Origin of the sequence: Microcoleus sp. B7-D4 (genome assembly GCF_036705125.1) — a bacterium.
Classification (GTDB): Bacteria; Cyanobacteriota; Cyanobacteriia; order Cyanobacteriales; family Microcoleaceae; genus Microcoleus.
Map to the genome: position 1 here is coordinate 28,676 of NZ_JAUBTT010000030.1, position 22,532 is coordinate 51,207.

At 46.4% G+C, this 22,532-nt stretch carries 22 protein-coding genes; 11 read left to right on the forward strand and 11 right to left on the reverse strand.

What is annotated here, in order from left to right:
• Positions 1–184 (forward strand): hypothetical protein (locus QUB12_RS14170; RefSeq protein ID WP_333307206.1); only part of this gene is annotated, 184 nt, incomplete at its 5' end.
• Here the strand turns inward: QUB12_RS14170 and QUB12_RS14175 are convergent.
• Positions 150–1,130, reverse strand: coding sequence for an ATP-binding cassette domain-containing protein (locus tag QUB12_RS14175; protein ID WP_333142887.1), 981 nt, complete (start codon positions 1,128–1,130; stop codon positions 150–152). The two genes, QUB12_RS14170 and QUB12_RS14175, sit on opposite strands and share 35 nt — an antisense overlap.
• A gap of 198 nt (positions 1,131–1,328) precedes the next feature.
• Here QUB12_RS14175 and QUB12_RS14180 point away from each other — a divergent pair, with 198 nt between their 5' ends.
• Entirely contained in the window at positions 1,329–2,138 is an 810-nt protein-coding gene (locus tag QUB12_RS14180) for a calcium-binding protein (protein ID WP_333142888.1), read from the forward strand.
• Positions 2,139–2,198: 60 nt separating this feature from the next.
• On the opposite strand, the gene QUB12_RS14185 is transcribed toward QUB12_RS14180, so the two are convergent.
• From QUB12_RS14185 to QUB12_RS14195, 3 genes are all read right to left on the reverse strand, one after another.
• On the reverse strand, positions 2,199–3,206 hold the full coding sequence (locus tag QUB12_RS14185; RefSeq protein WP_333142889.1) for an NAD(P)-dependent alcohol dehydrogenase: 1,008 nt from the start codon (positions 3,204–3,206) through the stop codon (positions 2,199–2,201).
• A 184-nt stretch (positions 3,207–3,390) separates the two neighbouring features.
• Complete coding sequence (locus QUB12_RS14190) at positions 3,391–4,194, reverse strand: SDR family oxidoreductase (protein WP_333142890.1); 804 nt, start codon at positions 4,192–4,194, stop codon at positions 3,391–3,393.
• Positions 4,176–4,385 carry a hypothetical protein gene (locus tag QUB12_RS14195; RefSeq protein WP_333142891.1) on the reverse strand — a complete coding sequence of 70 codons (210 nt, stop codon included), beginning with the start codon at positions 4,383–4,385 and terminating at the stop codon, positions 4,176–4,178. The genes QUB12_RS14190 and QUB12_RS14195 overlap by 19 nt, the downstream gene beginning before the upstream one ends.
• A gap of 261 nt (positions 4,386–4,646) precedes the next feature.
• Between QUB12_RS14195 and QUB12_RS14200 the strand changes: the two genes are divergently transcribed.
• Together QUB12_RS14200 and QUB12_RS14205 are read left to right on the forward strand one after the other, a co-directional pair.
• The gene (locus tag QUB12_RS14200; protein ID WP_333142892.1) at positions 4,647–5,573 is read left to right on the forward strand and encodes a DMT family transporter; all 927 of its coding nucleotides are present in this window, start codon (positions 4,647–4,649) and stop codon (positions 5,571–5,573) included.
• A 198-nt stretch (positions 5,574–5,771) separates the two neighbouring features.
• Positions 5,772–6,629, forward strand: a complete 858-nt coding sequence (locus tag QUB12_RS14205; protein ID WP_333142893.1) for an Hpt domain-containing protein — start codon at positions 5,772–5,774, stop codon at positions 6,627–6,629.
• A 135-nt stretch (positions 6,630–6,764) separates the two neighbouring features.
• Here the strand turns inward: QUB12_RS14205 and QUB12_RS14210 are convergent, their stop codons facing one another.
• A complete protein-coding gene (locus QUB12_RS14210; protein ID WP_333142894.1) occupies positions 6,765–7,139 on the reverse strand; it encodes a hypothetical protein in 375 nt (124 codons plus the stop codon).
• A gap of 631 nt (positions 7,140–7,770) precedes the next feature.
• Here QUB12_RS14210 and QUB12_RS14215 point away from each other — a divergent pair.
• The 4 genes from QUB12_RS14215 to QUB12_RS14230 all read left to right on the forward strand — a co-directional run bounded on the left by QUB12_RS14215 (position 7,771) and on the right by QUB12_RS14230 (position 13,145).
• Positions 7,771–10,293, forward strand: a complete 2,523-nt coding sequence (locus tag QUB12_RS14215) for an ATP-binding protein (RefSeq protein ID WP_333307208.1) — start codon at positions 7,771–7,773, stop codon at positions 10,291–10,293.
• Between the two features lie 123 nt (positions 10,294–10,416).
• Positions 10,417–11,880, forward strand: a complete 1,464-nt coding sequence (locus tag QUB12_RS14220; RefSeq protein WP_333307210.1) for a CIA30 family protein — start codon at positions 10,417–10,419, stop codon at positions 11,878–11,880.
• A 139-nt stretch (positions 11,881–12,019) separates the two neighbouring features.
• Entirely contained in the window at positions 12,020–12,898 is an 879-nt protein-coding gene (locus QUB12_RS14225) for a sugar ABC transporter permease (RefSeq protein ID WP_333307213.1), read from the forward strand.
• A gap of 103 nt (positions 12,899–13,001) precedes the next feature.
• Positions 13,002–13,145, forward strand: coding sequence for a hypothetical protein (locus tag QUB12_RS14230; RefSeq protein ID WP_333142898.1), 144 nt, complete (start codon positions 13,002–13,004; stop codon positions 13,143–13,145).
• A 33-nt stretch (positions 13,146–13,178) separates the two neighbouring features.
• Here the strand turns inward: QUB12_RS14230 and QUB12_RS14235 are convergent, their stop codons facing one another.
• Positions 13,179–13,880: a DUF4079 domain-containing protein gene (locus QUB12_RS14235; protein ID WP_333307214.1), complete on the reverse strand. Its 702-nt coding sequence runs from the start codon at positions 13,878–13,880 to the stop codon at positions 13,179–13,181.
• A gap of 602 nt (positions 13,881–14,482) precedes the next feature.
• Here QUB12_RS14235 and QUB12_RS14240 point away from each other — a divergent pair.
• Positions 14,483–14,563 carry a hypothetical protein gene (locus tag QUB12_RS14240; protein WP_333142918.1) on the forward strand — a complete coding sequence of 27 codons (81 nt, stop codon included), beginning with the start codon at positions 14,483–14,485 and terminating at the stop codon, positions 14,561–14,563.
• 239 nt (positions 14,564–14,802) lie between these two features.
• Here QUB12_RS14240 and QUB12_RS14245 read toward each other — a convergent pair whose 3' ends face one another.
• Complete coding sequence (locus QUB12_RS14245) at positions 14,803–15,225, reverse strand: DUF6335 family protein (RefSeq protein ID WP_333142900.1); 423 nt, start codon at positions 15,223–15,225, stop codon at positions 14,803–14,805.
• Between the two features lie 238 nt (positions 15,226–15,463).
• The gene (locus tag QUB12_RS14250; RefSeq protein WP_333142901.1) at positions 15,464–15,670 is read right to left on the reverse strand and encodes a hypothetical protein; all 207 of its coding nucleotides are present in this window, start codon (positions 15,668–15,670) and stop codon (positions 15,464–15,466) included.
• 165 nt (positions 15,671–15,835) lie between these two features.
• Here QUB12_RS14250 and QUB12_RS14255 point away from each other — a divergent pair, with 165 nt between their 5' ends.
• Entirely contained in the window at positions 15,836–16,249 is a 414-nt protein-coding gene (locus tag QUB12_RS14255; protein ID WP_333103423.1) for a peptide chain release factor 1, read from the forward strand.
• Positions 16,250–16,493: 244 nt separating this feature from the next.
• On the opposite strand, the gene QUB12_RS14260 is transcribed toward QUB12_RS14255, so the two are convergent.
• The 3 genes from QUB12_RS14260 to infC all read right to left on the reverse strand — a co-directional run bounded on the left by QUB12_RS14260 (position 16,494) and on the right by infC (position 20,857).
• Positions 16,494–16,970 (reverse strand): Crp/Fnr family transcriptional regulator, encoded by a 477-nt coding sequence (locus QUB12_RS14260; protein WP_015176146.1) that lies wholly within the window; start codon positions 16,968–16,970, stop codon positions 16,494–16,496.
• A gap of 202 nt (positions 16,971–17,172) precedes the next feature.
• Positions 17,173–20,214, reverse strand: a complete 3,042-nt coding sequence (locus QUB12_RS14265; protein WP_333307216.1) for a HEAT repeat domain-containing protein — start codon at positions 20,212–20,214, stop codon at positions 17,173–17,175.
• Between the two features lie 106 nt (positions 20,215–20,320).
• Positions 20,321–20,857: a translation initiation factor IF-3 gene (gene infC / locus QUB12_RS14270; protein WP_006635262.1), complete on the reverse strand. Its 537-nt coding sequence runs from the start codon at positions 20,855–20,857 to the stop codon at positions 20,321–20,323.
• A 417-nt stretch (positions 20,858–21,274) separates the two neighbouring features.
• On the opposite strand from infC, the gene QUB12_RS14275 reads away from it, so the two are divergent.
• The gene (locus tag QUB12_RS14275; protein WP_333307218.1) at positions 21,275–22,297 is read left to right on the forward strand and encodes an alpha/beta fold hydrolase; all 1,023 of its coding nucleotides are present in this window, start codon (positions 21,275–21,277) and stop codon (positions 22,295–22,297) included.
• The last annotated feature ends 235 nt before the right edge of the window (positions 22,298–22,532 follow it).

Here is a 22,532-nt window from a genome sequence, read left to right on the forward strand (position 1 = left end):
ACACAACATTGAAACTCTAGTGGAACAGGCATCTTGCCTGTTCAATCTTTCGGTTTTAGCAACGGGCAAGATGCCCGTTCCACACAACATTGAAACTTTAGTGGAACAGGGATCTTGCCTGTTATGGAGAATGAGCCCAGCCAAAAACATTAAACTTTTCCCGTGCGAAAAACTCTACCAATAACCTCTTCAATTGGCGGATCGGTAACAGTCAAATCTATCACATCCAAGTCCGCCAAAATCTTCGCCACGCTCACCGTCAGCTCTTCCCTTTTAACCAAAAAACGCACCGATTGTCCCTCAATAGATTCTACCTCCCCGTAAGCAAAAGCACTATCTTTGGCCAGCGGCTTAGCTAATTTTACCTGAACTTCCCGATAAGGTGCAAACCTGTCGAGCAATCCGTCCAAACTGCCATCATAAACTAATTGCCCTTCATGGATTAACAAAACGCGCTTGCACAAAGCAGTAATGTCAGCCATGTAATGGCTCGTCAACAACACCGTTGCTTGATAGCGCTCGTTATATTCTCGCAGAAATTGCCTGACGCTAAACTGTGCGTTTATATCCAAACCTAAAGTCGGTTCATCTAAAAATAATACCTCTGGCTGGTGCATTAGTGCGGCCATCAATTCCGCTTTCATGCGTTCGCCTAAAGACAGCTTTCGCACCGCCTGATTTAACTTGCCTTCTAGTGACAGCATTTCGGTCAATTCTCCGACGCGCCGCCGATAATCTGTATCGGGAATGCCGTAGACAGCGGCATTAATTCGGAGAGAGTCAAGCACAGGTAAATCCCAAATTAACTGCTGTTTCTGCCCCATCACTAAGGTGATTTTTTGCAGAAAATCTGCTTCCCGACGGAAAGGAGTACGATCGCACACACTCACCGTACCCGCAGACGGATAAATCAAACCCGTCAGCATTTTCAGCGTAGTAGTTTTGCCCGCACCGTTAGCACCGAGAAACCCCACGACTTCCCCCGGTTCAATACTGAAAGAAACGCCCTCAACTGCTTTGATATTGCGGTAAGTGCGACTAAAAAAGTGTCGCACTGTTCCTTTAAGCCCCGGTTCTTTAATCGCTACCGGATAAACTTTGCTCAAGTCTTCAACTAAGATAATTGGCATCGGCTCAAATTTTAACTTTTATTTTAATCTAGGGTATTTCCATCAGGCTTGTGCCAAGATGGAGCGATCGAGCTATCTAGTAGGGTGCGCCAGCGATTGCTCGATCGCGAGTGAGGAAGTAACTGTGTTCTGGCGCACCCTAATAAGCTGTAGAATATTGCACAATATCCATGCTCACATCGCATCAAGTTTACAAATATGGTACTCACACCAGATAATTCAGGCATCTCTCGTTTGGTAGGAGACAATTCTCCTGAAAATATTACACTTGCACCAGGACAGCTTGCTAGTTTTCCTGGGGGACTTTGGATGCTGGGCGGCAATGATACTGTCAGGGGCTCGTCAGATGTAGAACGGATTTTCGGCAACGATGGTAAAGACAGTCTGTTAGGCGGTGTCGGCAATGATTCTATTTACGCCGGCAAAGATGATGACGATGTTTTGGGAGAAACTGGCGACGATTTCTTGACAGGAGATAGAAATAGCGATTTCCTAGATGGGGGTGCGGGAAATGATTTGTTGCGCGGAGGACAAGGCGTTGATTTGTTAGTGGGCGGTGACGGTAATGATACTTTAATTGGCGACAGAGATGTGGATATTTACCAAGGTGGTGGGGGGAGCGATGTATTTGTTTTTAGAGTCGATCAAGCGGGAATCCGAGTAGTTGGAATTGAAGTTCCTGACGCGGTAATTGTGGATTTTGATAAGTCTAGCGATTCGATTGGAATTAGTGTGGCATTTACCAGCAGCAATATCTCCTTGGAAGAGGTAAGTTATAGCTTGAACGATCCGAGACTGCTGCTGATCGATCCTGCAAGTATAGCCGGTGGAACTAGCTTATTAGCCAAGGGCGGCATCTCCCAGCGAAGTCTCGATCCCGATGGCAACGGCCGTGTGGAAGCTACTAATATTAGATTCGGTTTTACTAATGCTTTGTTGGGTACTGTTTTGAATGTGACCCCAGCCGATTTAAACGGCCGTTTTATTAATGCTAATTCTTTGCTTTAATTCGTTGCTTATATATCTCTAGTAGGGTGCGCTAGGCGCACCTTACCCATTACCCATTATCTAACTCACCGTCAAAACTGCGCGATAGCGCACTTGATTGTCCCGGACTTTCTGAATTGCTTCATTCGCTTGTGCGATCGCAAAAACTTCGACAATCGGCTCAATCTCAAACTTCTCTGCAATTGCCAGCATTTCATTAATCATAGCGCGACCGCCGATGAGAGAACTCACAATTCGGCGTTGCTTCATCAGCAGCGAAAATAACGGAATGCTCAAAGGTTCGTCGGGAACTCCCACAAAAGCAAGCGCACCGTTAGAATCGAGAAAATCAATGTACGGAACCCAATCTAAAGAAGCAGGAACAGTGCTCAACAAAATATCTAATTTGCTGCTGGGGGCTTGAGGAATTTCGCCTTTTCCTACTACAATAGCTTCGTCCGCCCCCATTTTATGTGCAAATTCTGCCTTATCTTGGGAAGTAGTAAAAACTGTAACGCGGTTTCCTAATTTTTTCGCAAATTGCACCGCCATGTGTCCCAAACCGCCGATGCCGAGAATGCCAATTTCTTGCCCGGAACTCATCCCTGCATTTCGCAAACCGGCGTAAACTGTAATTCCGCCGCACAACAGCGGCCCCGCTACGTTGGAATCGATGCCTTTGGGAATAGGAAAAGCAAAGCGGGAATCTACCATCAAATAATCGGCAAAACCGCCCGGGCCTGTAACAATTAATCCCTGGTTTTCATCGCAGAGATTTTCGTTACCGCGCAAGCAGTCGCGGCACTGCAAACAAGACGACCGTTGCCAGCCGACACCAACGCGATCGCCCACTTTTAAATGAGTCACTTGCGGCCCTATTTCTGCCACTTCTCCGATAACTTCGTGGCCCGGAACGAGGGGATATTTTGATTGACCCCAGTCATTGTCAATCATGTGCAAGTCAGAGTGACAAATGCCGCAGCTTAACACTTTTATAATACATTCATGTACTTTTGGAGGGGCGACATCGAATTTGTATTCTTCAAGCAATCCGCCTGTTTTTGTAACTGCAAGTGCTTTGATTTGCATGGTGTATGTCCTGGTTTGTTTGCCATTATTATAGTGTTCGGGCGGCTTTCACAGTCTCTTTCTTTAGTTGTATATATTCAGGTGAACAGATCCCTAGGACTGATGCGCGTTACTAATAATTTGTCTGGTGCTTATGGCGCACCTTACCAATTAGCAATTACCAATTAGCAATTACCAATAAGTCTCACAGCTTGCCCTTTTCCATTGCCCACTGCATCAAACCGGGGAACAAACGATAAGCTTCCGACGCTACAAAAGCAGGGCCGACGGTAACTTCTGCACGCTGATTTTTCACAGCATCCCAGATAGCTTTAGCAATATCTTCGGGCTGAGTTGCCCACTCAGATTTCAGCATTTTGCTCATTTGCTGGCGGCGCGATTCGACTGCGGGTTCGTCTCGATCGCGAAATTGAGCTCTTTCTAAAAAATCGCTGTTAATCAGGCCCGGATGCACGGCGCAAACGTGAATACCTTGAGGCGCTAATTCCAATCGCAAAGTTTCTGTTAAACCGGTTACTGCATATTTGCTGGCGCAATAAGCAGTCATTTGAGGCAAAGGCATTTTGCCGCCAATGGAACCAACATTGACTATTGTCCCTGTTTTTCGTTCCAAAAAATGTGGCAACATTTCTTGAATTGTGTTAACGCAGCCCCAAAAATTGGTATTCATTAATTGCTGCCAGTCTTCGGAGGTAGTGTGCTCGATCGCCCCCGTGAGACAAATGCCAGCATTGTTAACTAAAACATCGATGTGGCCGCAGGCATCTAGGGCTTTTTGGACGATCGCCCGCACTTGTTGAATGTCGCCCACATCCCCCGGAATAGCTACAGCGGAAGTGCCTTCTCGCTGCACTTGGGCCGCTGCTGCTGCCAATCTCTCTGGCTGGCGAGCTACCATAACTACATCGTAACCTTTACTTGCAAATAAAATTGCTGTTGCTTTGCCGCTTCCTTGAGAAGCGCCTGTAATCAAAACTGTCGGAGCCATAGATAGTTATAAATTGTAATATCAATTCCGGCTGAACCGGAATGAGTGTTGACTGTTGACTGTTGACGGTTGACTGTTAACTGTTTGAATAATACCGATGCAACCGGAAACGAGATGATTCGGACTTGTTTGATGTTGAATTTTGTAGGGCGGGTTCGCAAACAATAATTGCCCGTAATATACAATTTCATAAACCCGCCCTGCCCCTACTATACATTAATATTTCTTGGATATGGGAATTTTTTAAGAAGGGCGATCGGTTTTTTTTTAACGAACCACGAAGACGCGAAGGAAGAGAAGGGAAGAGAAGGGAAGAGAAAGTCTTCAGAAAGTGTTCAGCATTATGTAAAAATTGCTATATAAATTTTCCCAATGCCCAATGCCCTGTTTGGCCAATGCCCTGTTTGGCCAATGCCCAATGCCCTGTTTGGCCAATGCCCAATGTCTAAAAAATGAATCTTCCGAAACAAACGCCGAATTGGTCGATCGCCCTAGTGTTAATTATCGGCGTTTTAGCCGTCTCAACTTCCTCCATCTTAATTCGGCTGGCTAACTTTTCAGCAGGGGCGGGCGGTTTGGGTTTCAGTCTGGTGCTCGCGGCCTCTCGTCTGACTTTATCTGCTTTAATTCTGCTTCCGGCTTGGCGGAAAATTCAGTGGAACGCCCTGCAACCGGGAGCTCGGCGCTATGCTGCTACTGCGGGTTTGTGTCTCGCCCTGCACTTTGCCCTCTGGATAACCTCACTTTCTTATACTTCGATCGCCGCCTCGACTGCTCTCGTCACCACTAATCCTGTCTGGGTAGCGCTTTTGTCGCGCTTCTGGTTCGGGGAAAAACTCAGCAAACTGTCGATCGCTGGCATTACTATAGCCCTGATTGGGGGAATGGCGATCGCTCTGGGAAGTGCGGGCGCAGCTAATGCTGGCAGCAGCCAACTGCTAGGCGATTTCCTTGCTCTGGCTGGTTCCTGGGCTGTTAGCTTGTATTTGCTGCTGGGCCGGGAAGCTCAGCGGCGGGGGCTGGGAATTGGCGGCTATATCGCGATCGCCTATACTGTGGCTGCGATCGTCCTGCTCCCTCTCCCCTTCGCCTTCGGCACTACTTATACTAATTACCCCCACATTGTATATTTTTATATTTTGTTAACGGCCGCTGTGCCTCAGTTAGTCGGCCACACCATTTTGAACTGGGCTGTAATGCAGATTTCCCCAACTCTGGTAACTCTTGCTATCCTGTTTGAACCGGTGGCGGCGAGTTGGTTGGGTTATTTGCTGTTTGGGGAAATGCCGGCGCCGGCGGTACTCGTAGGTGCTGCGGTGCTGCTGTTGGGGGTAGCAACCGCTACCGTCGGAGCCAAAAAAATTACTGTCAACAGTTAAGAGTTAACAGTTTTCGACATTGCCACTACAGTTGCCGTGAGTCAGAATAAAACAAATTAGGGCTTAAAAACAAAAATAACTCGTCAGTTAAATATCGGTTCCCAACTATCAAATGTCTGATTAATGACAACAGTCAACTGACAACAGTCAACTGACAACAGTCAACCGCTCCTAGGGTGCCTTTCGGAGAATAAAATTATGCTGCCAGAACAACTACAGCGGATCATCGGCTACTTTATCGAAGAAGCCACAGAACAGATCCAAATTATCGAACCAGGCTTGCAGGACCTGCAAAACACCGTGCCAGCTCCCCAAAGAATACACCAGCTCATCCGAGCCTCGCACTCGATTAAAGGGGGAGCAGCTATGCTCGGATTTAGCAGCATTCAGCGCATTGCTCATCGTTTGGAGGATTATTTAAAGCTGCTGAGAGAATGTCCGATCGCCATTGATAGCAGGCTACAATCGCTCTTAACCGAAGTTTTTGATATTTTAGCAGCCCTCGTGTCCAAGGTTTCTAAGGGTTTTGGGCTCAACCACGAAGACGCAAGCCAAATGCTCTCCCTCGCCGAACCGGTTTTTGACGAACTCGACGCTTACCTGAGAGTCCGAATTCCCACTCGCCTGACGGTGAGAGCTACTACGGACGAACATATTCACGTTTTCTCCGGTTACTGCACCTCCCTGAGCGAATTTTCCTCGGCTATCGCTTCGCGCGTCGGTTTGCTCGGAGGCACTATTACCCGCCACGAACAGGATAGCCAGGGCCTACGCCTTTGTGTTGACATTTACCTGCCGCCTTACACCAGGATCGAAAACATCCGCCAAGCTGTCGAACTATCCGGTGCTATTATCGGGAATGTTCAGACGCAGCGCGACTTTTCGCTGCTGGCAACTGCGGATTATCCGGTTTACCAAAGTGCGATCGAACCTCCCGCAATTTGCATCGGATGCCGCTACTATTACGGCAGAAGCGACGGCGGCTACCTGCTCAACTGCACGATCCATCCCCGCGGCCCGGAAACAGAAGATTGTCGCGATCGCGAACCGGAATAACCGCTGAAAACTCAGCCCTCGGAAGCACGATTGGCCACCCGAAAAACTATTCAGAAACCAATATTTTCCCTGAAACTTTTCACATTACCCCCTCCAAATTCTTTTTGAGTTGCTAGATAACGAGATATTTGTCTCTTAGACAACTAAATCCTTCTTCCTTCTGAAACCTCCCCTAACCACTGATACCGCAACTCGAATTAATTGCATCATGCTTGCAGGATGAGCGATCGCCCAGACATTGATTGTCAGACAAGTGATTGCCATAACTAGCAAGATGTATGTCGGAGGCATTACTACCCCGATCGCGAACCAGGTAAAAACGTGAAATATCATTGCTGTAGCCCAAAGGCTGGCCACACCCACAGACGCCCAAATTTGCATTCGAGGTCGGTTTAGTCCTGTCAAAATCGCTGTCAGCAAAGTATTCAGCAAGTTTGCCGGAACTAAAAAGGCACAGATAGCTATGCAGTAGGTATGAGAAAATTCAGTAACTGTATTGAAGTCGATCATCAGTCTAATTGTCGGGCCTGTTGGGTATACTTAAAGAGCTTAGCGTGACTTGACTTTCAGATATTGTCACCCTTACCTTAACTTAATATTTCAGTAAGTAGGCCGCTCTGGAGACGCATTTCTCTCGGGAGCATCTCATATTTGTACAAACACTTCTTCTGGCGCCTGACTTCTTCCTTCTGACTCTTTTCTCCTGACTCCTGACTCCTGACTCCTAACTCCAATTTCTAGCGGAGGGCTGCTTTCATTGAGATGCTCCCTTTCTCTCCCCCTTTTCCAGCAGGAAAAATTTTACCACAAATATTAAAGTTTGGGGAAATTATTAAACATACTGGAAGAATGGCAAAAATAGCTGTGATAATTAACATCGGGAAGCGATAGTATAGAAGAGCCAAGTCTGTAAAATTTCTAGAAGGCTGAGGCTGCTAGAACAGCAACACATACGGCAGGCTGATTTTCGACTCAATCATTTTTGATTCGCTGATTCTCGGATGATGGATTCTCAGTGTCCGTCAAGGGAGCGAGCCGTTATGCGATCGAACAATATGAGATTATTATGGAAAAGCCAATTTGCTCTCAAATCTCAAATCAATAGAACCCTCTAGAAATTTTACAGCGGAAGACAAAGAAAATGGATCTACAAATCACAATTCCCGCGCTCGAAGAAGTTGACTTGACAAACTGCGACAGAGAACCGATTCACATATCGGGGCACATTCAGCCACACGGGGTGCTACTTGTTGTACGAGAACCTGAACTAGAAATACTGCAAGTCAGTGAAAATACGCAAGATTTGTTAGGAGTAGAGCCGGAAAGTGCGATCGGTCAAGATTTGAGCTTATTATTCGATAGAGTTCAACTAGAAAAACTCAATGCCTGTTTGCGGAATGAAAACTTAAAAACAGTCAATCCCATTAAACTCTCTGTTCATAAAGCAGGTAAATCTTTAGAATTTGACTGCATCCTTCACAGAGTAGAAGGAGTTTTGATTGTCGAGTTAGAATTAGCTACCAGCCCAGAAAATATTTCGGTTTTTAGCTTTTATCATTCAGTAAGAGCCACTGTTAGCAAAATTCAAAGTGCTAAAAATCTCAAAGAATTATGCCAACTGACTGTAGAAGAAGTCAGGAAAATATCTGGTTTTGATAGAGTTATGGTCTATCAATTTGACCACGAAGGCAACGGGGCTGTGATCGCTGAAGACAAAGCAGAAATGCTGAGTCCTTTCTTAGGATTAAACTACCCCAGCTCAGATATTCCCAAACAAGCCAGACAACTGTATGCGTTAAATTGGCTGAGGTTAATCCCAGATATTAATTATCAACCAGTCCCCCTTGTTTCAGGAAACCATGCTCTTACCAGCCAGCCCCTCGACCTGAGTTTCAGCGTGTTGAGAAGCGTTTCTCCCATTCACATAGAATACCTGCAAAATATGGGCGTTGCAGCTTCGATGTCAATCTCGTTAATGAAAGACAAAAAACTGTGGGGATTGATTGCTTGCCACAACTATACACCAAAATACCTCAACTATGAATTGCGTGCCGCCTGCGAATTTATCGGGCAAGTAATGTCCTTAGAACTCCAATCAAAAGAAGGAAACGAAGACTACGACTATCAACTACACTTAAAATCTATTCTCACCAAGATTTTTGAAGACATATCCACCTCCGAAAACTTGTCACAAGTCTTAGTTAAATGTCAGCATAATTTGCTAGAAGCAGTCAACGCCCAGGGAGCAGCAATAGTATTTGGAGACAATTGCTATCGAGTCGGGCAAACACCCCAGGGAGAAGCGCTCAAATACTTAACTCAGTGGGTGCAAAATCACCTAAACAAAGAAATTTTTTCTACAGACTCGCTGACCAAATGCTATCCAGAAGCTGAGGAATTTAAAGACACGGCCAGCGGGTGTTTGGCCATAGCAATATCCCCGACTCAGAAAATCTACGTTTTGTGGTTTCGCCCGGAAGTAATTAAGACCGTAAATTGGGCAGGCAACCCCAACAAACCAGTTGAAAAAGATGAAGAGGGCAACCCTCGACTGTCTCCTAGGAAATCCTTCGAGCTGTGGAAGGAAAATGTGAGGTACAAATCGTTGCCTTGGAAACAATGCGAAATAGACGCTGCATTGGAACTAAAAAAAGCAATGATTAATATAGTGCTGCGCCAAGCCGACAAACTCGAGAAATTAAATACGGCACTAGAAGCATCAGTCGCCAGAGAACGGGAAAAAACTGCTAACTTAAAAACAGCGATGTCCGAGCTTAAGCGGGCGCAAACTCAATTGGTGCAAAGCGAAAGAATGTCAAGTTTGGGACAGTTGGTGGCGGCGGTAGCTTATGAAGTCACTAACCCGATTAACTTCATCTACGGCAATCTTAGCTATGCTAATGAATACAGTCAAAAAATGATTAATTTATTGCAGCTTTACGAGCAGCACTATCCGTCGCCTTCGCCAGAAGTTCAAGCACAAATAGAAGCAGTAGAATTAGAGTTCATAGTTGAAGACTTACCGAAGTTGCTGGGTTCAATGAAAGTAGGAGCTAACCGCATCCGCGAGATAGTTCAGTCGCTGCGAAATTTCTCTAGAATTGACGAAGCAGAGATTAAACCAGTTGACATTCACGACGGATTGGACAGCGCTTTGTTGATTTTGAGCAACCGACTCAAACCGAAGCCCGATCGCCCAGCAATTCATCTCATCAAAGAATATGGCTCTCTGCCTTTGGTTGAGTGTTACGCAGTTCAAATCAACCAAGTATTTATGAATGTACTGACAAATGCAATTGATGCTCTCGAAGAGGCCTTTGTCAACAATAATTTATCGTCGCACTGCGGGGGCGAAGAAGAGCCAGTGACGTGCGGACAAATTCGGATTGTGACTGAAATTTGTCCGGGAGGAAAAGCCGTAGCAGTTCGGATCAAGGACAACGGTTGGGGCATGGAAGAAAAAGTTTGCCAGAAAATTTTTGAGCCGTTTTTTACCACAAAACAGGTGGGCAAAGGTGCGGGGATAGGTTTGGCGATTAGCCACGAAATTGCGGTAGAACAACACGGTGGCAAATTGACTTGCATTTCCGCCCCCGGAGAGGGAACCGAGTTGATTATTGAGATTCCCTTGAGCCAGACTCCTCCCACACCCATTGTCAAGTGAAAAAAAGTCCGCGCAAGCGTTGCTATTCCGAAGGCTAGGAAATCGCCCAAATTCAAAAATCGAAAATTCGATTAAAATACAAAAGCAGCTAAGTAGATTTGAGCCAATTCAGAGGAAGCTAGTATGACTGAAAAAAAAACCGCCCAATGGGATGCCGGCAGGTTTCTCAAAACCTTGGCTTATTTCGGCGTCATTCCCTTCATTGGCAGCATTAGCTGGCTGCAACAACTCTTTGGAAGCAGCAGCAAAACTAAAAAAGACCAACCCAAACTAATACTGGTAGCCGGTGCTACCGGCGGCGTCGGGAAGCGAGTTGTCAAGCGGCTGCAACAGCGGGGATATAGAGTGCGAGCTCTCGTCAGAGATACCAAAAGAGCAACAGAAATTCTCGGCCAAAATGTCGAGTTAGTCGAAGGAGATATCACTCTGCCAGAAACCCTAACACCGTTAGTAACCGAGGGCGTAGAAGCAGTTATCTGCTGCACCGGCACGAAAGTTCAACCGGTAGAAGGAGACACCCCAACCAGGGAAAAATACTATCAAGGCATCAAATTTTATATGCCGGAAGTTGTCGATGTTCCCGAAATCGTGGAATACAAAGGCCTCAATAATTTAGTGCAAGCTGTTCGCCGCCAGCTAATTCAAGCAGGCGAAAAAATAATTTTTGACTTCACAAAACCCAGCCAAGATTTAAAAGAAACTTGGGGAGCCCTCGACGACATCGTGATGGGCGGCATCAGCGAAAGTTCGATTCGGCTGACAGACAATACTGCTTTATTCACAGGCAATGTTTCTACTGCCAACTCGGGCGGCTTTGCTTCGGTGCGTACCCGCAACTTTGATACTCCGCTCAATCTCGCAGGATTTAGTGGCCTCCAACTACGTGTCAAAGGGGACGGCAAGCGCTACAAGTTGATTGTTCGCAACGAAGCTAAATGGGATGGAATTGGCTATTGCTATTCGTTTGATACTGTTTACAATATCTGGATTACTATCACTGTTCCTTTTGACCAATTAATCCCAGTATTCCGCGCGAAAACTGTTAAGGATGGCTCTAAATTTGATGCCAGCACTATTTTTTCTTTTCAGTTAATGTTGAGCAAGTTTGAATATGATGGCGCGCTCAACCCGAAATTTACACCGGGTCTTTTTCAACTGGAGTTAGAATCTATTAAAGCTGATGGGGGACAGACTTTGCCGCGATTTGTGATGGTGAGTTCGGCAGGAGTTACCCGCCCTGGCCGCCCTGGAATTAACTTGGAAGAAGAACCGCCGGCTGTCAGGATGAATGATATGTTGGGGGGGATTTTGACTTGGAAGTTGAAAGGGGAAGATTGCGTGCGATCGAGCGGCATACCTTATACTGTGGTCAGACCTTGCGCTTTGACTGAAGAACCGGGAGGCAAAGCTTTAATATTTGAGCAAGGAGACAATATTAGGGGCAAAGTCAGTCGGGAAGATATTGCAGAATTGTGCGTGGAGGCTTTGGAACAACCTCAAGCTTGCAACGTTACTTTTGAGGTAAAAGAGGGGGACAATGCTAGTTCTCCCGGAGACTGGCAGGGTTTGTTTTCGGGAGTTAAATAAGTGTTAATCCCTTATTACTCGGCGGTTGAAACCGCGTCTACACAAACCAAGTCTGCCTCCGCAGACTAAGAAATAACTGGTTCCCAGGCTCGGGCTGGGAACGAGTAATAACTAATAACTAATAACTAATAACTAATTTATGCCTTTGACTTTTTTGCGACAAAACCTGACTCCTTATTTGTTTTTACTTCCGGCTTTATTTATTTTGAGTTTGACTGTTTTGTGGCCGGCGGTGCAAGCTTTTTATTTGAGTTTTACCAACTACGAATATGATTTAACTCAAATGCCGCAGTGGGTGGGGTTGAAGAATTTTTACAGGTTGTCGGGCGATCGCACATTCTGGCAAACTTTGACGAATACGCTGCTGTATCTCACCTGCGTTGTGCCTGTATTGGTTGTTCTACCGTTGGGAATGGCGATTTTGTGCAACCAAAAACTTAAGGGGATGAACTGGTTTCGTGCAGCCTACTACACGCCGGCGGTGATTTCAATGGTTGTCGCCGGGATTGCTTGGAAGTGGCTGTTTGCTGAGACTGGATTGCTGAATCAGTTGGGGGAATTGTTGGGTTTACCTCCTGTTTCTTGGCTGGCTAATCCGAAGTTAGCAATCTTTAGCGTCATGGCGGTTACTATCTGGAAAGGATTGGGCTATTACATGGTGATTTATTTGGCAGGGCTGCAAGCTATTCCGGCAGAACTTTATGAGGCGGCTGCTATTGATGGTTCTGAGGGCTGGGGAAAGCACTGGGATATTACTGTGCCCCTGATGAAGCCTTATTTAGTTTTAGTTGCGGTAATTTCGGCGATTTCTGCTACTAAGGTTTTTGAAGAAGTTTATATTATGACTCAGGGCGGGCCTCGCAATAGTTCTAAGACGGTTGTTTATTATCTTTACGAACGGGCTTTTAAGGATTTGGAAATTGGCTATGCTTGTACGATCGGGCTGGTTTTGTTTTTGCTAATTTTGGGTTTGTCGATTTTGCAAGTTAGCCTTCAGGGTTTGACTCGCAATGATTAAGATTTATGACTGATTAGTAGTGACTGAGATATTGCACCATTCTCATCTCAAGAACAGGCAAGATGCCTGTTCCACAATACATCACATCTCCAGAACAGGCAAGATGCTTGTTCCACAATACATCACATCTCAAGAACAGGCAAGATGCCTGTTCCACAATACATCACCTCTCAAGAACAGGCAAGATGCCTGTTCCACAATACATCAAATTGCTTGTGGGGTGTCCCGCCCTTCTAATTTCTACTAATTTTAGACTTGAATCTCTAAGTAATGCGATCGCTCACGGCTTTGGGCAGGTCTTATTGGTGAAATCACAGGTATAAATATAAGGTTTCTGCCAGTTCAGAGGAATTTCTAATAAATCCCTGGTTCCGGTCATTCCCTGTCCCAGAAAGAGCAGCACAGCGATCGAATTCAATACTACATGGGTAGTGCGCCAGCGGTTTGACCGGTCTTTGTAAATGTCTTCAATGATGGCAAGGGAGAAAACCATAATTAGCGCAGCGGTGATGCCAATGTAGTAGTGAGACCAATACCATTCATTGGTTCGCCGATAAACGCCATCTTGAGTGCCAAGAATCACCAAACCAGTACCTGTTAGGGTCGCAAATATGCCGCGCCATAAAGCGGGTGTCGCTCGATATAGCATCACCAAAGAACCCACAGTTGCAACAAACATCAGCACAATGAAAATGACCTGAAAGGAGTTTTTGCTCCAAACATCCTTGCTCAAAATATGCTCAAAAATCGGGTAGGCTAGGCCCAACAACGTCACTCCTACCACAGAACCTGACAGAATTCGACCTGCTTTGACGTGTTCTGAACCGACTACAGGTGGAATTTTGCTCTTGGTGTCGATCGCAATTTGCTTCCGACGCTGCATGGTTTGCCACCCCATATTGAGAACAACACCAAGCATAGGAAAAACAATCGCTACAGCTAAAATAGGATGCAGCAAACCCAGAAAATCTTTAAATTCCATAAATAACCTTTTTGTTGAGGAGGGTTGGCTTCATCAACCCGGTTTTTGCCATACATAATATCATATCCGGCAATCTAACCACAGTAAGTTTGTAGTCAGGACTCATAGTAATTGTTCATCTGCCTAGAGATAACTGAAGTCCTGACTACAAACACGCTTTATGAAGGGTAACTCACCGGAAATGTTGATAAATCAGAAAATATAGCAGTTGTCAATTGGGCGAGCTACAGGTTTCTCAATTACGCAATGGAGCAATTACAATTACCTTGTTCTCAGGTAAACGAAAACTGCTGGTGGTAATGTCCGTGGCGGTTAGCCACTAATTCCCTGCATCGCTTTGAACCTATATCTTACTAGCCTTTCATTATGGAATAACTCTTCGCGAGAGTGAAAACACGTCGGCGCCGAACTCAACCAAATTACCCGGATAAGTTATAATTTGAAGACCTAATTTTTAAGGGTTTAACCCCTTTAATTTATAGAATTAATTAACTAATTGGTACACTAAAAAATAGTTTAATTTGTTATTATTTATGCTACGAAATTACCGGGAAGTCATTACCCGCGAGCCAATTTTATAAAAAATCTGGGGTTACGATTTTATGGGTGAGCCAAACATTATTAAAGTGTATATTCGTGCGTTACGGATTAAGTTAGAAGCAAGTAAGCTGTCGCGCATTTAAATTGTAGGTTCAGGGCGGGCGGGACGCCCACCCCACAATAGTTTGATTATTTTTTGACATCCAATTTAAATGCAGAACAGCTTAACTCAAAACGTCGGCTGCATACTGTTCGGGGAGTTGGATATGTGCTGCGAGAGCAAAAGTGAGGAGGGGCGGATTTACAAATACTTGGGATATGAAGTATGGATACTGGTGAACCCGCTCCTATTATACTACCTATTTTCTGGTAAAAAATTGACCTAAAAATCCGGTCGTTCCTGATAATCTTCCGCAGAACTCGGATCTAATTCCCAGCGACTTTCATCTCGATGTTCAAGCATATTTGTTGTGTTCAAAATAGCGCCATCGGGCATTTCTATGCCCGCAGCGGCTCCGAGTTCGTCAACAATATCCAGGTCGGGAGTAGGCGTGGTTCCGCCCACCGATTGCTCGCCAGTGGCACTTTCTTGTTCCGCAGCAGGATCGCCCTCCTCGCCACCGATTCGGGAACTGGTGGAAGAGTCTTCTGAACTGCTGTCCTGCAAAATTGTTATGTCGTCTTGGCTCAATCCCGGTTGATCGATGACGCCAGTACCGTAAGATTCGGTAATTTCTTGAGGCAATTCGCCCAAATTATCACCATCTCTTGTTGTTTTTGCGTTGCGTTCCTTTTGCTGTGCCACGAGACTTGCTCCTGTTGGTTTTTGAACTCAATTAAATTAAAAGTGTCCGACTTTCGCTTGAGCTGAATTATTTTTAGTTATTGCCAATTGATGTCATTAAGTGGCATCATAATTGCTATTTAAGCTAAAAGCTTCTATCCCAGGAAATATATGGATTACGATCGGCTATTTCATTGGGAATACAAAAAGCGATCGCCCTTTTGCAACGGGCGATCGCTTTTTAATGGGGATGTTAATTCTATTCGGGAAAATCAGGAATTATCCATTTGGGGGGTTCCGTGCGTTTCCTTCTCACCGCTTCCTCTGCTATTTCTAGCATTTTATCCAGAGAAGTATTTTCAATAAACTGGGACGTTGCTTCTGCGTATTCCCGCTTCGGGCACTTGTCGCCCAGAACGCAGCCATTGACGCAAGCTACAGCACAATCGACAGTGTTCTCCACCATAACTTTTTTCCTTTCACGGTTCCAACAACTAATAGGCAGCTACTCTGGGTGAATTTGTCAAGAGACAGCTCTATATCTTTATTTTACTTCACAAATTGTCATCAAAGGTCGATCGTCATGGCAAAAGTGTTATAAAATCAAAGCAACCTACCTAATCTGCCGATCGTGAGTAATTTTCTGCGGCGCTTAAAACTTTTACCTTGGCGAGAAATGCTGCAAATTGCCGCCCTCGTCAATTCAATCGTGATTGGATTGGAGTTATTTTTAGCCTGGGGTTTCACGCAATCCCGACCAATCCGCAACGTCGTGACGCTTCTTTACGGTTCCTCCCTGGGGACATTGATACCTTTCGCTGCTGCACTGGGAATGGGAGCTTTAGCAGTGTACTTTTTAGAGTATTGGCAACAACAATTTTTGCTCAACCGAATTAGTTTGTGGGTTTTAGTTTTCTGCGTACTCTTGGGTTTGGTGTTAAAGTCATTCCTACCCATCCCTCCTTTATTAGCAAGTTTATCGGAAGCTGCACTAATCGGAGTTACGGTGGGAGTTTTTTGGAAGGGCCGGCCTTATTGGCGATAGTCATGCCATTTTAGATTTTAAATTTTAGATTTTAGATTTTAGATTTTAGATTTTAGATTGGCTATGACTGATGAATATTCTGGTTTGGGGGTTGTCTATAGTTACATTTTTTTGTGAATCTAGTATAAGGTGCCAATAGCGGACACTAGCCAGAAAAATTGTGCGCTATTGGCACCTTACAGAAGATAAATTGTGCAGAATTACCGATCGACTAAAAACACAATTAATTCCCAATTCCCCAATTTCATCGCATCTCAGGAACTCTCACAGTCTCTGTAGGAGGCATAATTGCCTCTTTAGCATTCAACTTTTGATTCAACTCCCGAATCCGGCGCGACAGCAAGCGAATAATATTCACCGCAATTCCCGGCGTTTCATCAATCGCATCATATAGCTGCATTTGAGTCAGCATCAAACACTCGGATTGTTCGAGAGTAGAAATAGAAGCCGATCGAGGTTCTGCATCAAACAGCGACATTTCCCCGAAACAAGCCCCCGCTTTCAACTGTGCCAAATCCCGATCGCCTATATGCACGCGCACCGTTCCCGATACCAAAATATAGAGAGATCGACCTTCTTGTCCTTCCGTAAAAATCCTGTGCTTAGAAGGAAACGAAAGTTCATCCATTACCGATGCTAGACGCACGAGAAAATCATCCCGCAGTTCCTTAAAAATCGGAACCTCCCTCACAAACAATAGGCGTTCGACGCTGGTTAACATAATGAGATGCAATGATTAATTTAAACTTAAACAAAGGAAGAGGCATTGGGCATTGGGCATTGGGCATTGGGCATTGGGCATTGGGCATTGGGCATTGGGCATAGTTTCTTTTTGTTCCCTCTTCCCTCTTCCCTCTTCCCGACATCCGTTACATCCGTTACATCCGTTACAGAATCCGTTGCCGAACTTCCTTCTTCCTTCTTTACCTTTTTCCCCCAGCACCCAACTCTGCCATCATCTCTTCAACTTGAGCGGATACCAAATTATCGGGGTCATTTTGCAGCCTGGGCAACAATTCGACCAAAGCCCGGGGCGAGGCTATTTTCAAATAGGCTAACACTGCTTCGCGGACAAAACCCGTCGGGTGCTGCAGACAGACAAGAGTTTGTTGAGCCGTCAGACTCCAGCGCGCTTCTCTCGCCAAGTGAAAGCAGCAGGCCAAGGCCCAATCCGAAAGGAAGTGGCGCAATTCTAGCAAGCGGCGCAAACGATCGCTAGGGGCTAGAGGTTTGTAAACCATCAATTCCGAGAGGTTGCTCAATTTTTCTCTTTCCGAGTGTTGATCTAACAAATTGATGAGCGATCGCTTCCTAGCTATATCCACAGTATTGTCGAGAATTTCCAATCCCCTAGCAAGCAAAGAAGGTTGGCCAGAAGCGATGTTGAAAGCAGCCGCTTGTACTGTGTCCAGCGGATAAAGAAACTTCATCAGCAAAAAACACCGATCCTTAGCGTCCGCTTCCAACCCCGCCAGAGCACGCTGCAACAATTGAGCCGTATCGCCCCCATGTGCCCCAGTGCTGTTAGCACCCCCCGACAAATTGCCGTAGCTTGTTACCCCAGACAAATCTACCAGACCTGCATAAATTTGACCGATAAACATTAACTCCTGTTCGATAAGAGTTTCCAAGCCGCTACGGCCGATGCGGTCTAGAACCCCTTCTATCCCCGCTTCCGAAGGCATTTTCAACAGGATGCGAAGGATGTTGCGCCTGGTCGTGCCCCAAGTCGTCATCAAATTGCTCACCAAAATGTCGATCGCCTCATTTGTCCCAATTTGACCCAGAGCCGTCCAAGCTTGCAACCTGACCAAATCCGACTTGTGGATATCCTCAGCCAAATACACGAGCAAAGGAATGGCATCGTTGTGAAGTTTGACTATAGCCTGCAAAGCCGCTTCCCTAGTCGATTTGTAACCGAGTCCGCGCAGCAGCGAAGGATAATATTCTTCCGAATGAGTAGACGAAATCACGTCTAACAGAGCACAGCGCACTCGCAGAGATTCATCTTGCAACAGATTGGGGATGTACAGCCGCAGTCCTTGCAAATAATCAGCCTCTCCCAGAGCCCGCGTCCCCATAACACGTTCCCGCTCTTGTTTGTGCGTCAGCATTTGGCGCAGCGTGTTAGTAGCCTCTGCCTTTTGCAGGCGATCGCCCCTTCTCATAATTAAAGCAGCCGCCGTACCCCGCACCACCGGATCGACCGTCGGCTGCAAGTAAGGCCGCAAGCTCTCAATATTCGGTTCAGCTTCCGTCAGCCAGATGTAGCGCAAAGCCAAAGCCAGCACCTCCGGCGGCAAGGATTGCTGCGAAAGTGCGCGGACAGCTTCTAAATATGCGGGGTTCGGGTGTTGCAGCATCGTTTCCAAGCTCTGGCGCTGCAAACCTGGGGACAGCGAATCGAGGATGGGAGCCAGAACTTCTCCGACATTTTTGGGGTCTATTTGCGTCAGGAGTTCTATGCAAGAGCGCTTTTCATCTTCGCCCCCTGGCTTTTGTAGAGTTTCCACCACTGCGCGCTTGAGAGCTTTGAGGTCAACGTCTGTGACGCCCAAGCGCCCCCGTTCTGCACTTTTGACCAACAAACCCACGTATTGAGAGCGGATCAGCCAGACCACAAACACCCACACTAGGGCCAATATTACGATCGCGCCAATAAATATCAAGCTTTGCTGGTCGTGAAATACATCTATATCTTGCTGGGGGAGTATCGTGCCTGTCACCCACAGCATAATCAGGATGCCGACTCCTGTAACTCCGGTGGACAAAGGTTCGCCTACACCGTTGACCAGGGTTTGAATGCCCGATCGAATATTGTCGGGAATCGGTTGAAATAAAACCGGGCTAACAGTTTCCAACAGCGTGTAGTGCAGCAGTTCGTCTAAAAATCTCAGCAATATTAGCCCGATGAACACAGATACTAGCTGGCCTAGGGATGCTCCTATGGTCAGCACTCCGAGTATAGCGATGCCCGCCGGCAAAATCATCGCCGTCACGAATACACCGATTCTTTCCACCAACCGGCTCGAAGCGAACCACTGAGTCGCCACTTGAAACAGGCCTTGTATGCCTTCATAAATGCCCAGGAAGCTAGCGATCCAGCTAGCTCCGTCCCCCGGGTTTTGGTATTCTAGCTGGCTGTAGAATTGGAAATCTACCAGCACGTAGACGACTTCTGCGAGGATGAAGAAACTGACTAGAGGTACGGCGTATTTTTGGAGCGGGCCTGTAACTTTGCGGGCGGTAAATTCTTCTTGGTCGTCGTCTTCGTCGTCATCCGTCCAGTGAGCCGTTTCCGGGAATGCTTGGCTATATTTTTCCGTGAGGTAGTAGAGCAACACCGAGCCTGTGGCCACCATCAACCCCGATATCAGGGTAACGTTTTTGAGTCCGACTACGTACAGCAAAACAGGCAGAGAAAATCCGCTGACTACTCCAGCTACTAGATAGCCGCTACTGACTAGCGGATAGGTGCGCTTGATTTCTCTAATATTAAACAGTTGGTTGGAAGTGATAGAAGTATTAAGGTCATTGAGGACATAGCAAGCTTCCACCCACAGCCACATCAAAAAAATAGTAATAAAAGCGATGCTGATGCCAGCTATCTTAGTATTTTCGTAGCCTATTCCGAATCGAAACAAAAATAGCGGTACCGACATCATGCCCAGAACCACTACGACGGTGCGCCTCAGCGGCAGGATTTTTTGCAGCCACGAGTAGACAAATCCCAAGCCCGAACCGATAAAGGCGCTGGCTATGTAGATAAAAGGCATTTTGTCGGCACCGTACTCGTCTAAAAACAGACCTACTGTGCTGAGTTCCAGCCAGATCAGCCCGACGGAGGTTAGAGTGTAGACGAGGAACATCAGTGCGGTTCGCTCTACTTCTTCCGATCGCAGGTTAAGCGATCGCAGCACTCCTTGTCTTACTCCCGCCGAACCGCTGATTTGAAAATTTTCCATGCAGCGTTGATTTCCCTGTGTGGTAGCTTATTCCTGACTAACTTCGGAAGTCATCAGCTATCAGTCACCAGTTTATGACTGATGACTGCTACTAATGACTATCTATTTATACTTTCTTTGGCGACAGCAGCATCATCATACTGCGTCCTTCTTTTTTGGGGGCTTGCTGCACTTCTGCGATTTCCTGCAAATCTGTGGCCATGCGCTTAAGCAAGTCCTCTGCTAGGTTGCTGTGTTGGATTTCCCGACCTCTGAACATGATCGTGGCTTTTACTTTGTCCCCAGATTTGATAAAGCGGTCTGCTAGTTTGAGGCGCACTTGGTAGTCGTGTTCTTCAATTTTGTAGCGCATCTTCACTTCTTTAACATCGGCAGTGTGCTGCTTCCGCTTTGCTTCTCGCGCTTTCTTTTCCTGCTCGAATTTGTACTTCCCATAGTCCATTACCCGGCATACGGGCGGGTCAGCTTTGTCGCTGACAAGTACGAGATCGAGTTCTTTTTCTTCTGCGAGGCGCAGCGCTTCTGCAGGCGTCAATATCCCTAGTTGCGCGCCGTCGGTATCGATTACCCGGATTTTGGGGTATCGAATATTTTCGTTAATCTGAGGTAGGTTGCGATTTTGTCTTCTTTCAATCACAGGCATGAATGGTTTTACAAGCAGTAGTTTAATAGCGAAGCTTCTTGATAGTTACAGGTTTGAGCGGTCAATTTTTCACGATTGACGATCGAACTGTTTTATAAGGTGTTACCCTTACCGGACGTACTACCGCGCCCTATGTCCCCTCCGCTAAAGCCTTGGGGAATATTTGGACTGATCGTAAATGAATTCTTACAATACTTGCTATTCTACTCACTCTGGCTGAGTTTCTGCCTAGTTTTATTTTAACTTCACACACGATCGCCCGCCCCCTTGCCCGATCGATGACAAAACCGTCAAAAATTCAGGGTAAAAGCTTAAGGATGAGGTAAAACCGCTTTTCCTAGCCCATCTCGCCCCGTCTGGCAAGTCACCCAAGTCGCCTGATGTGCCTTGTAGAATAGGTATAAGAAGTGTAAATTTATGTTGCGATCTGAGGCAAAATTGACAAATTCTCTGCTGTGGCACCAACGGGTGGGAACTCAACGAGACTGGATGTGGCGGGGTTGGCAAACTCGCTACACTTATTTGCGGCCCGATGGGGGACGAAATCAAGGCGCGATCGAATCTCAAGATTCTGCGGCCGAACCCAGGGCCCCGCGCGCATCGGGAACGCCGATTATTTTACTGCACGGGTTTGGAGCTTCGATCGGTCACTGGCGACAAAATCTCGCCCAACTCGCCGAAAACCAAACGGTTTACGCCTTGGATTTGTTGGGGTTTGGCGCTTCCCAAAAAGCTCCGATCGACTACTCTGTGTCTCTGTGGGTCGATCAAGTTTATGATTTTTGGCTAACTTTTATCAGAGAGCCAGTAATATTGGCAGGAAACTCGATCGGCTCGCTAATTTGTCTGGCCGTAGCCGCAGCTCACCCGGACATGGTGGCCGGCACGGTGATGATTAGCCTCCCAGACCCCTCTGTGCGAGCCGAGGCGGTGCCAGGATGGCTGCTTCCGGCGATCGAAGCGGTTGAAAGTTTGTTTGTTTCTCCGATCGTACTCAGGCCTTTGTTTTATTTTGCCCGCAAGCCTTCCTTTGTCCGTCGCTGGGTTTCTTTTGCCTACTCCAACCCCGAAGCTGTTACCGACGAATTAGTGGAAATTCTAGCAGGGCCTGCGGGCGATCGGGGAGCAGCCCGCGCCTTCTGCGCTTTATTTAAAGCTGTAGGGAGTACACAATTTTGCCCCAGTGTCAAGACTGTGCTGCGAAATTTAAGAATCCCGATGCTATTAATTTGGGGCAAACAAGACCGGATGATTCCCCCTCGGTTCGCCCGACCCCACCAATTTGTCGAATGCAACCCCAATTATTTAGAGCTAGTTGAATTAGACAATGCGGGCCACTGTCCCCAGGATGAATGCCCGGAACAAGTAAATCAAGCCATTTTGAACTGGATGAGCCGGAATTTTGCACCTATGGGCGAGAGCGAATTGCAGCACTGTTGATTAGACGTCAACTACCGCACACCAACCCGAAGGGTCTGGTGTGGGCTTGAAAAAGCCTGTTGACCAGACGGCTAGTTCTTGACTAGCAGGCGTTAAGACCAAGCGTTAAACTTCGTACCTTGAAATGCGTGCCAGTTTCAAGCTCTACAACCGAGCAATTAAACAGGTGATTAAGGGAAAGCCAGTGTTGCTCAGATAGTACCGAGTCTTAACATCGTCGAGGCAAACTTAACCA

What these genes read in the sequence shown, in the direction of transcription:
- QUB12_RS14175 (WP_333142887.1), bottom strand. Translation starts at nt 1,130, where the DNA reads ATGCCAATTATCTTAGTTGAAGACTTGAGCAAAGTTTATCCGGTAGCG.
- QUB12_RS14180 (WP_333142888.1), top strand. Translation starts at nt 1,329, where the DNA reads ATGGTACTCACACCAGATAATTCAGGCATCTCTCGTTTGGTAGGAGAC.
- QUB12_RS14185 (WP_333142889.1), bottom strand. Translation starts at nt 3,206, where the DNA reads ATGCAAATCAAAGCACTTGCAGTTACAAAAACAGGCGGATTGCTTGAA.
- QUB12_RS14190 (WP_333142890.1), bottom strand. Translation starts at nt 4,194, where the DNA reads ATGGCTCCGACAGTTTTGATTACAGGCGCTTCTCAAGGAAGCGGCAAA.
- QUB12_RS14195 (WP_333142891.1), bottom strand. Translation starts at nt 4,385, where the DNA reads ATGAAATTGTATATTACGGGCAATTATTGTTTGCGAACCCGCCCTACA.
- QUB12_RS14200 (WP_333142892.1), top strand. Translation starts at nt 4,647, where the DNA reads ATGAATCTTCCGAAACAAACGCCGAATTGGTCGATCGCCCTAGTGTTA.
- QUB12_RS14205 (WP_333142893.1), top strand. Translation starts at nt 5,772, where the DNA reads ATGCTGCCAGAACAACTACAGCGGATCATCGGCTACTTTATCGAAGAA.
- QUB12_RS14210 (WP_333142894.1), bottom strand. Translation starts at nt 7,139, where the DNA reads ATGATCGACTTCAATACAGTTACTGAATTTTCTCATACCTACTGCATA.
- QUB12_RS14215 (WP_333307208.1), top strand. Translation starts at nt 7,771, where the DNA reads ATGGATCTACAAATCACAATTCCCGCGCTCGAAGAAGTTGACTTGACA.
- QUB12_RS14220 (WP_333307210.1), top strand. Translation starts at nt 10,417, where the DNA reads ATGACTGAAAAAAAAACCGCCCAATGGGATGCCGGCAGGTTTCTCAAA.
- QUB12_RS14225 (WP_333307213.1), top strand. Translation starts at nt 12,020, where the DNA reads ATGCCTTTGACTTTTTTGCGACAAAACCTGACTCCTTATTTGTTTTTA.
- QUB12_RS14230 (WP_333142898.1), top strand. Translation starts at nt 13,002, where the DNA reads ATGCTTGTTCCACAATACATCACATCTCAAGAACAGGCAAGATGCCTG.
- QUB12_RS14235 (WP_333307214.1), bottom strand. Translation starts at nt 13,880, where the DNA reads ATGGAATTTAAAGATTTTCTGGGTTTGCTGCATCCTATTTTAGCTGTA.
- QUB12_RS14240 (WP_333142918.1), top strand. Translation starts at nt 14,483, where the DNA reads ATGGGTGAGCCAAACATTATTAAAGTGTATATTCGTGCGTTACGGATT.
- QUB12_RS14250 (WP_333142901.1), bottom strand. Translation starts at nt 15,670, where the DNA reads ATGGTGGAGAACACTGTCGATTGTGCTGTAGCTTGCGTCAATGGCTGC.
- QUB12_RS14260 (WP_015176146.1), bottom strand. Translation starts at nt 16,970, where the DNA reads ATGTTAACCAGCGTCGAACGCCTATTGTTTGTGAGGGAGGTTCCGATT.
- QUB12_RS14265 (WP_333307216.1), bottom strand. Translation starts at nt 20,214, where the DNA reads ATGGAAAATTTTCAAATCAGCGGTTCGGCGGGAGTAAGACAAGGAGTG.
- infC (WP_006635262.1), bottom strand. Translation starts at nt 20,857, where the DNA reads ATGCCTGTGATTGAAAGAAGACAAAATCGCAACCTACCTCAGATTAAC.
- QUB12_RS14275 (WP_333307218.1), top strand. Translation starts at nt 21,275, where the DNA reads ATGTTGCGATCTGAGGCAAAATTGACAAATTCTCTGCTGTGGCACCAA.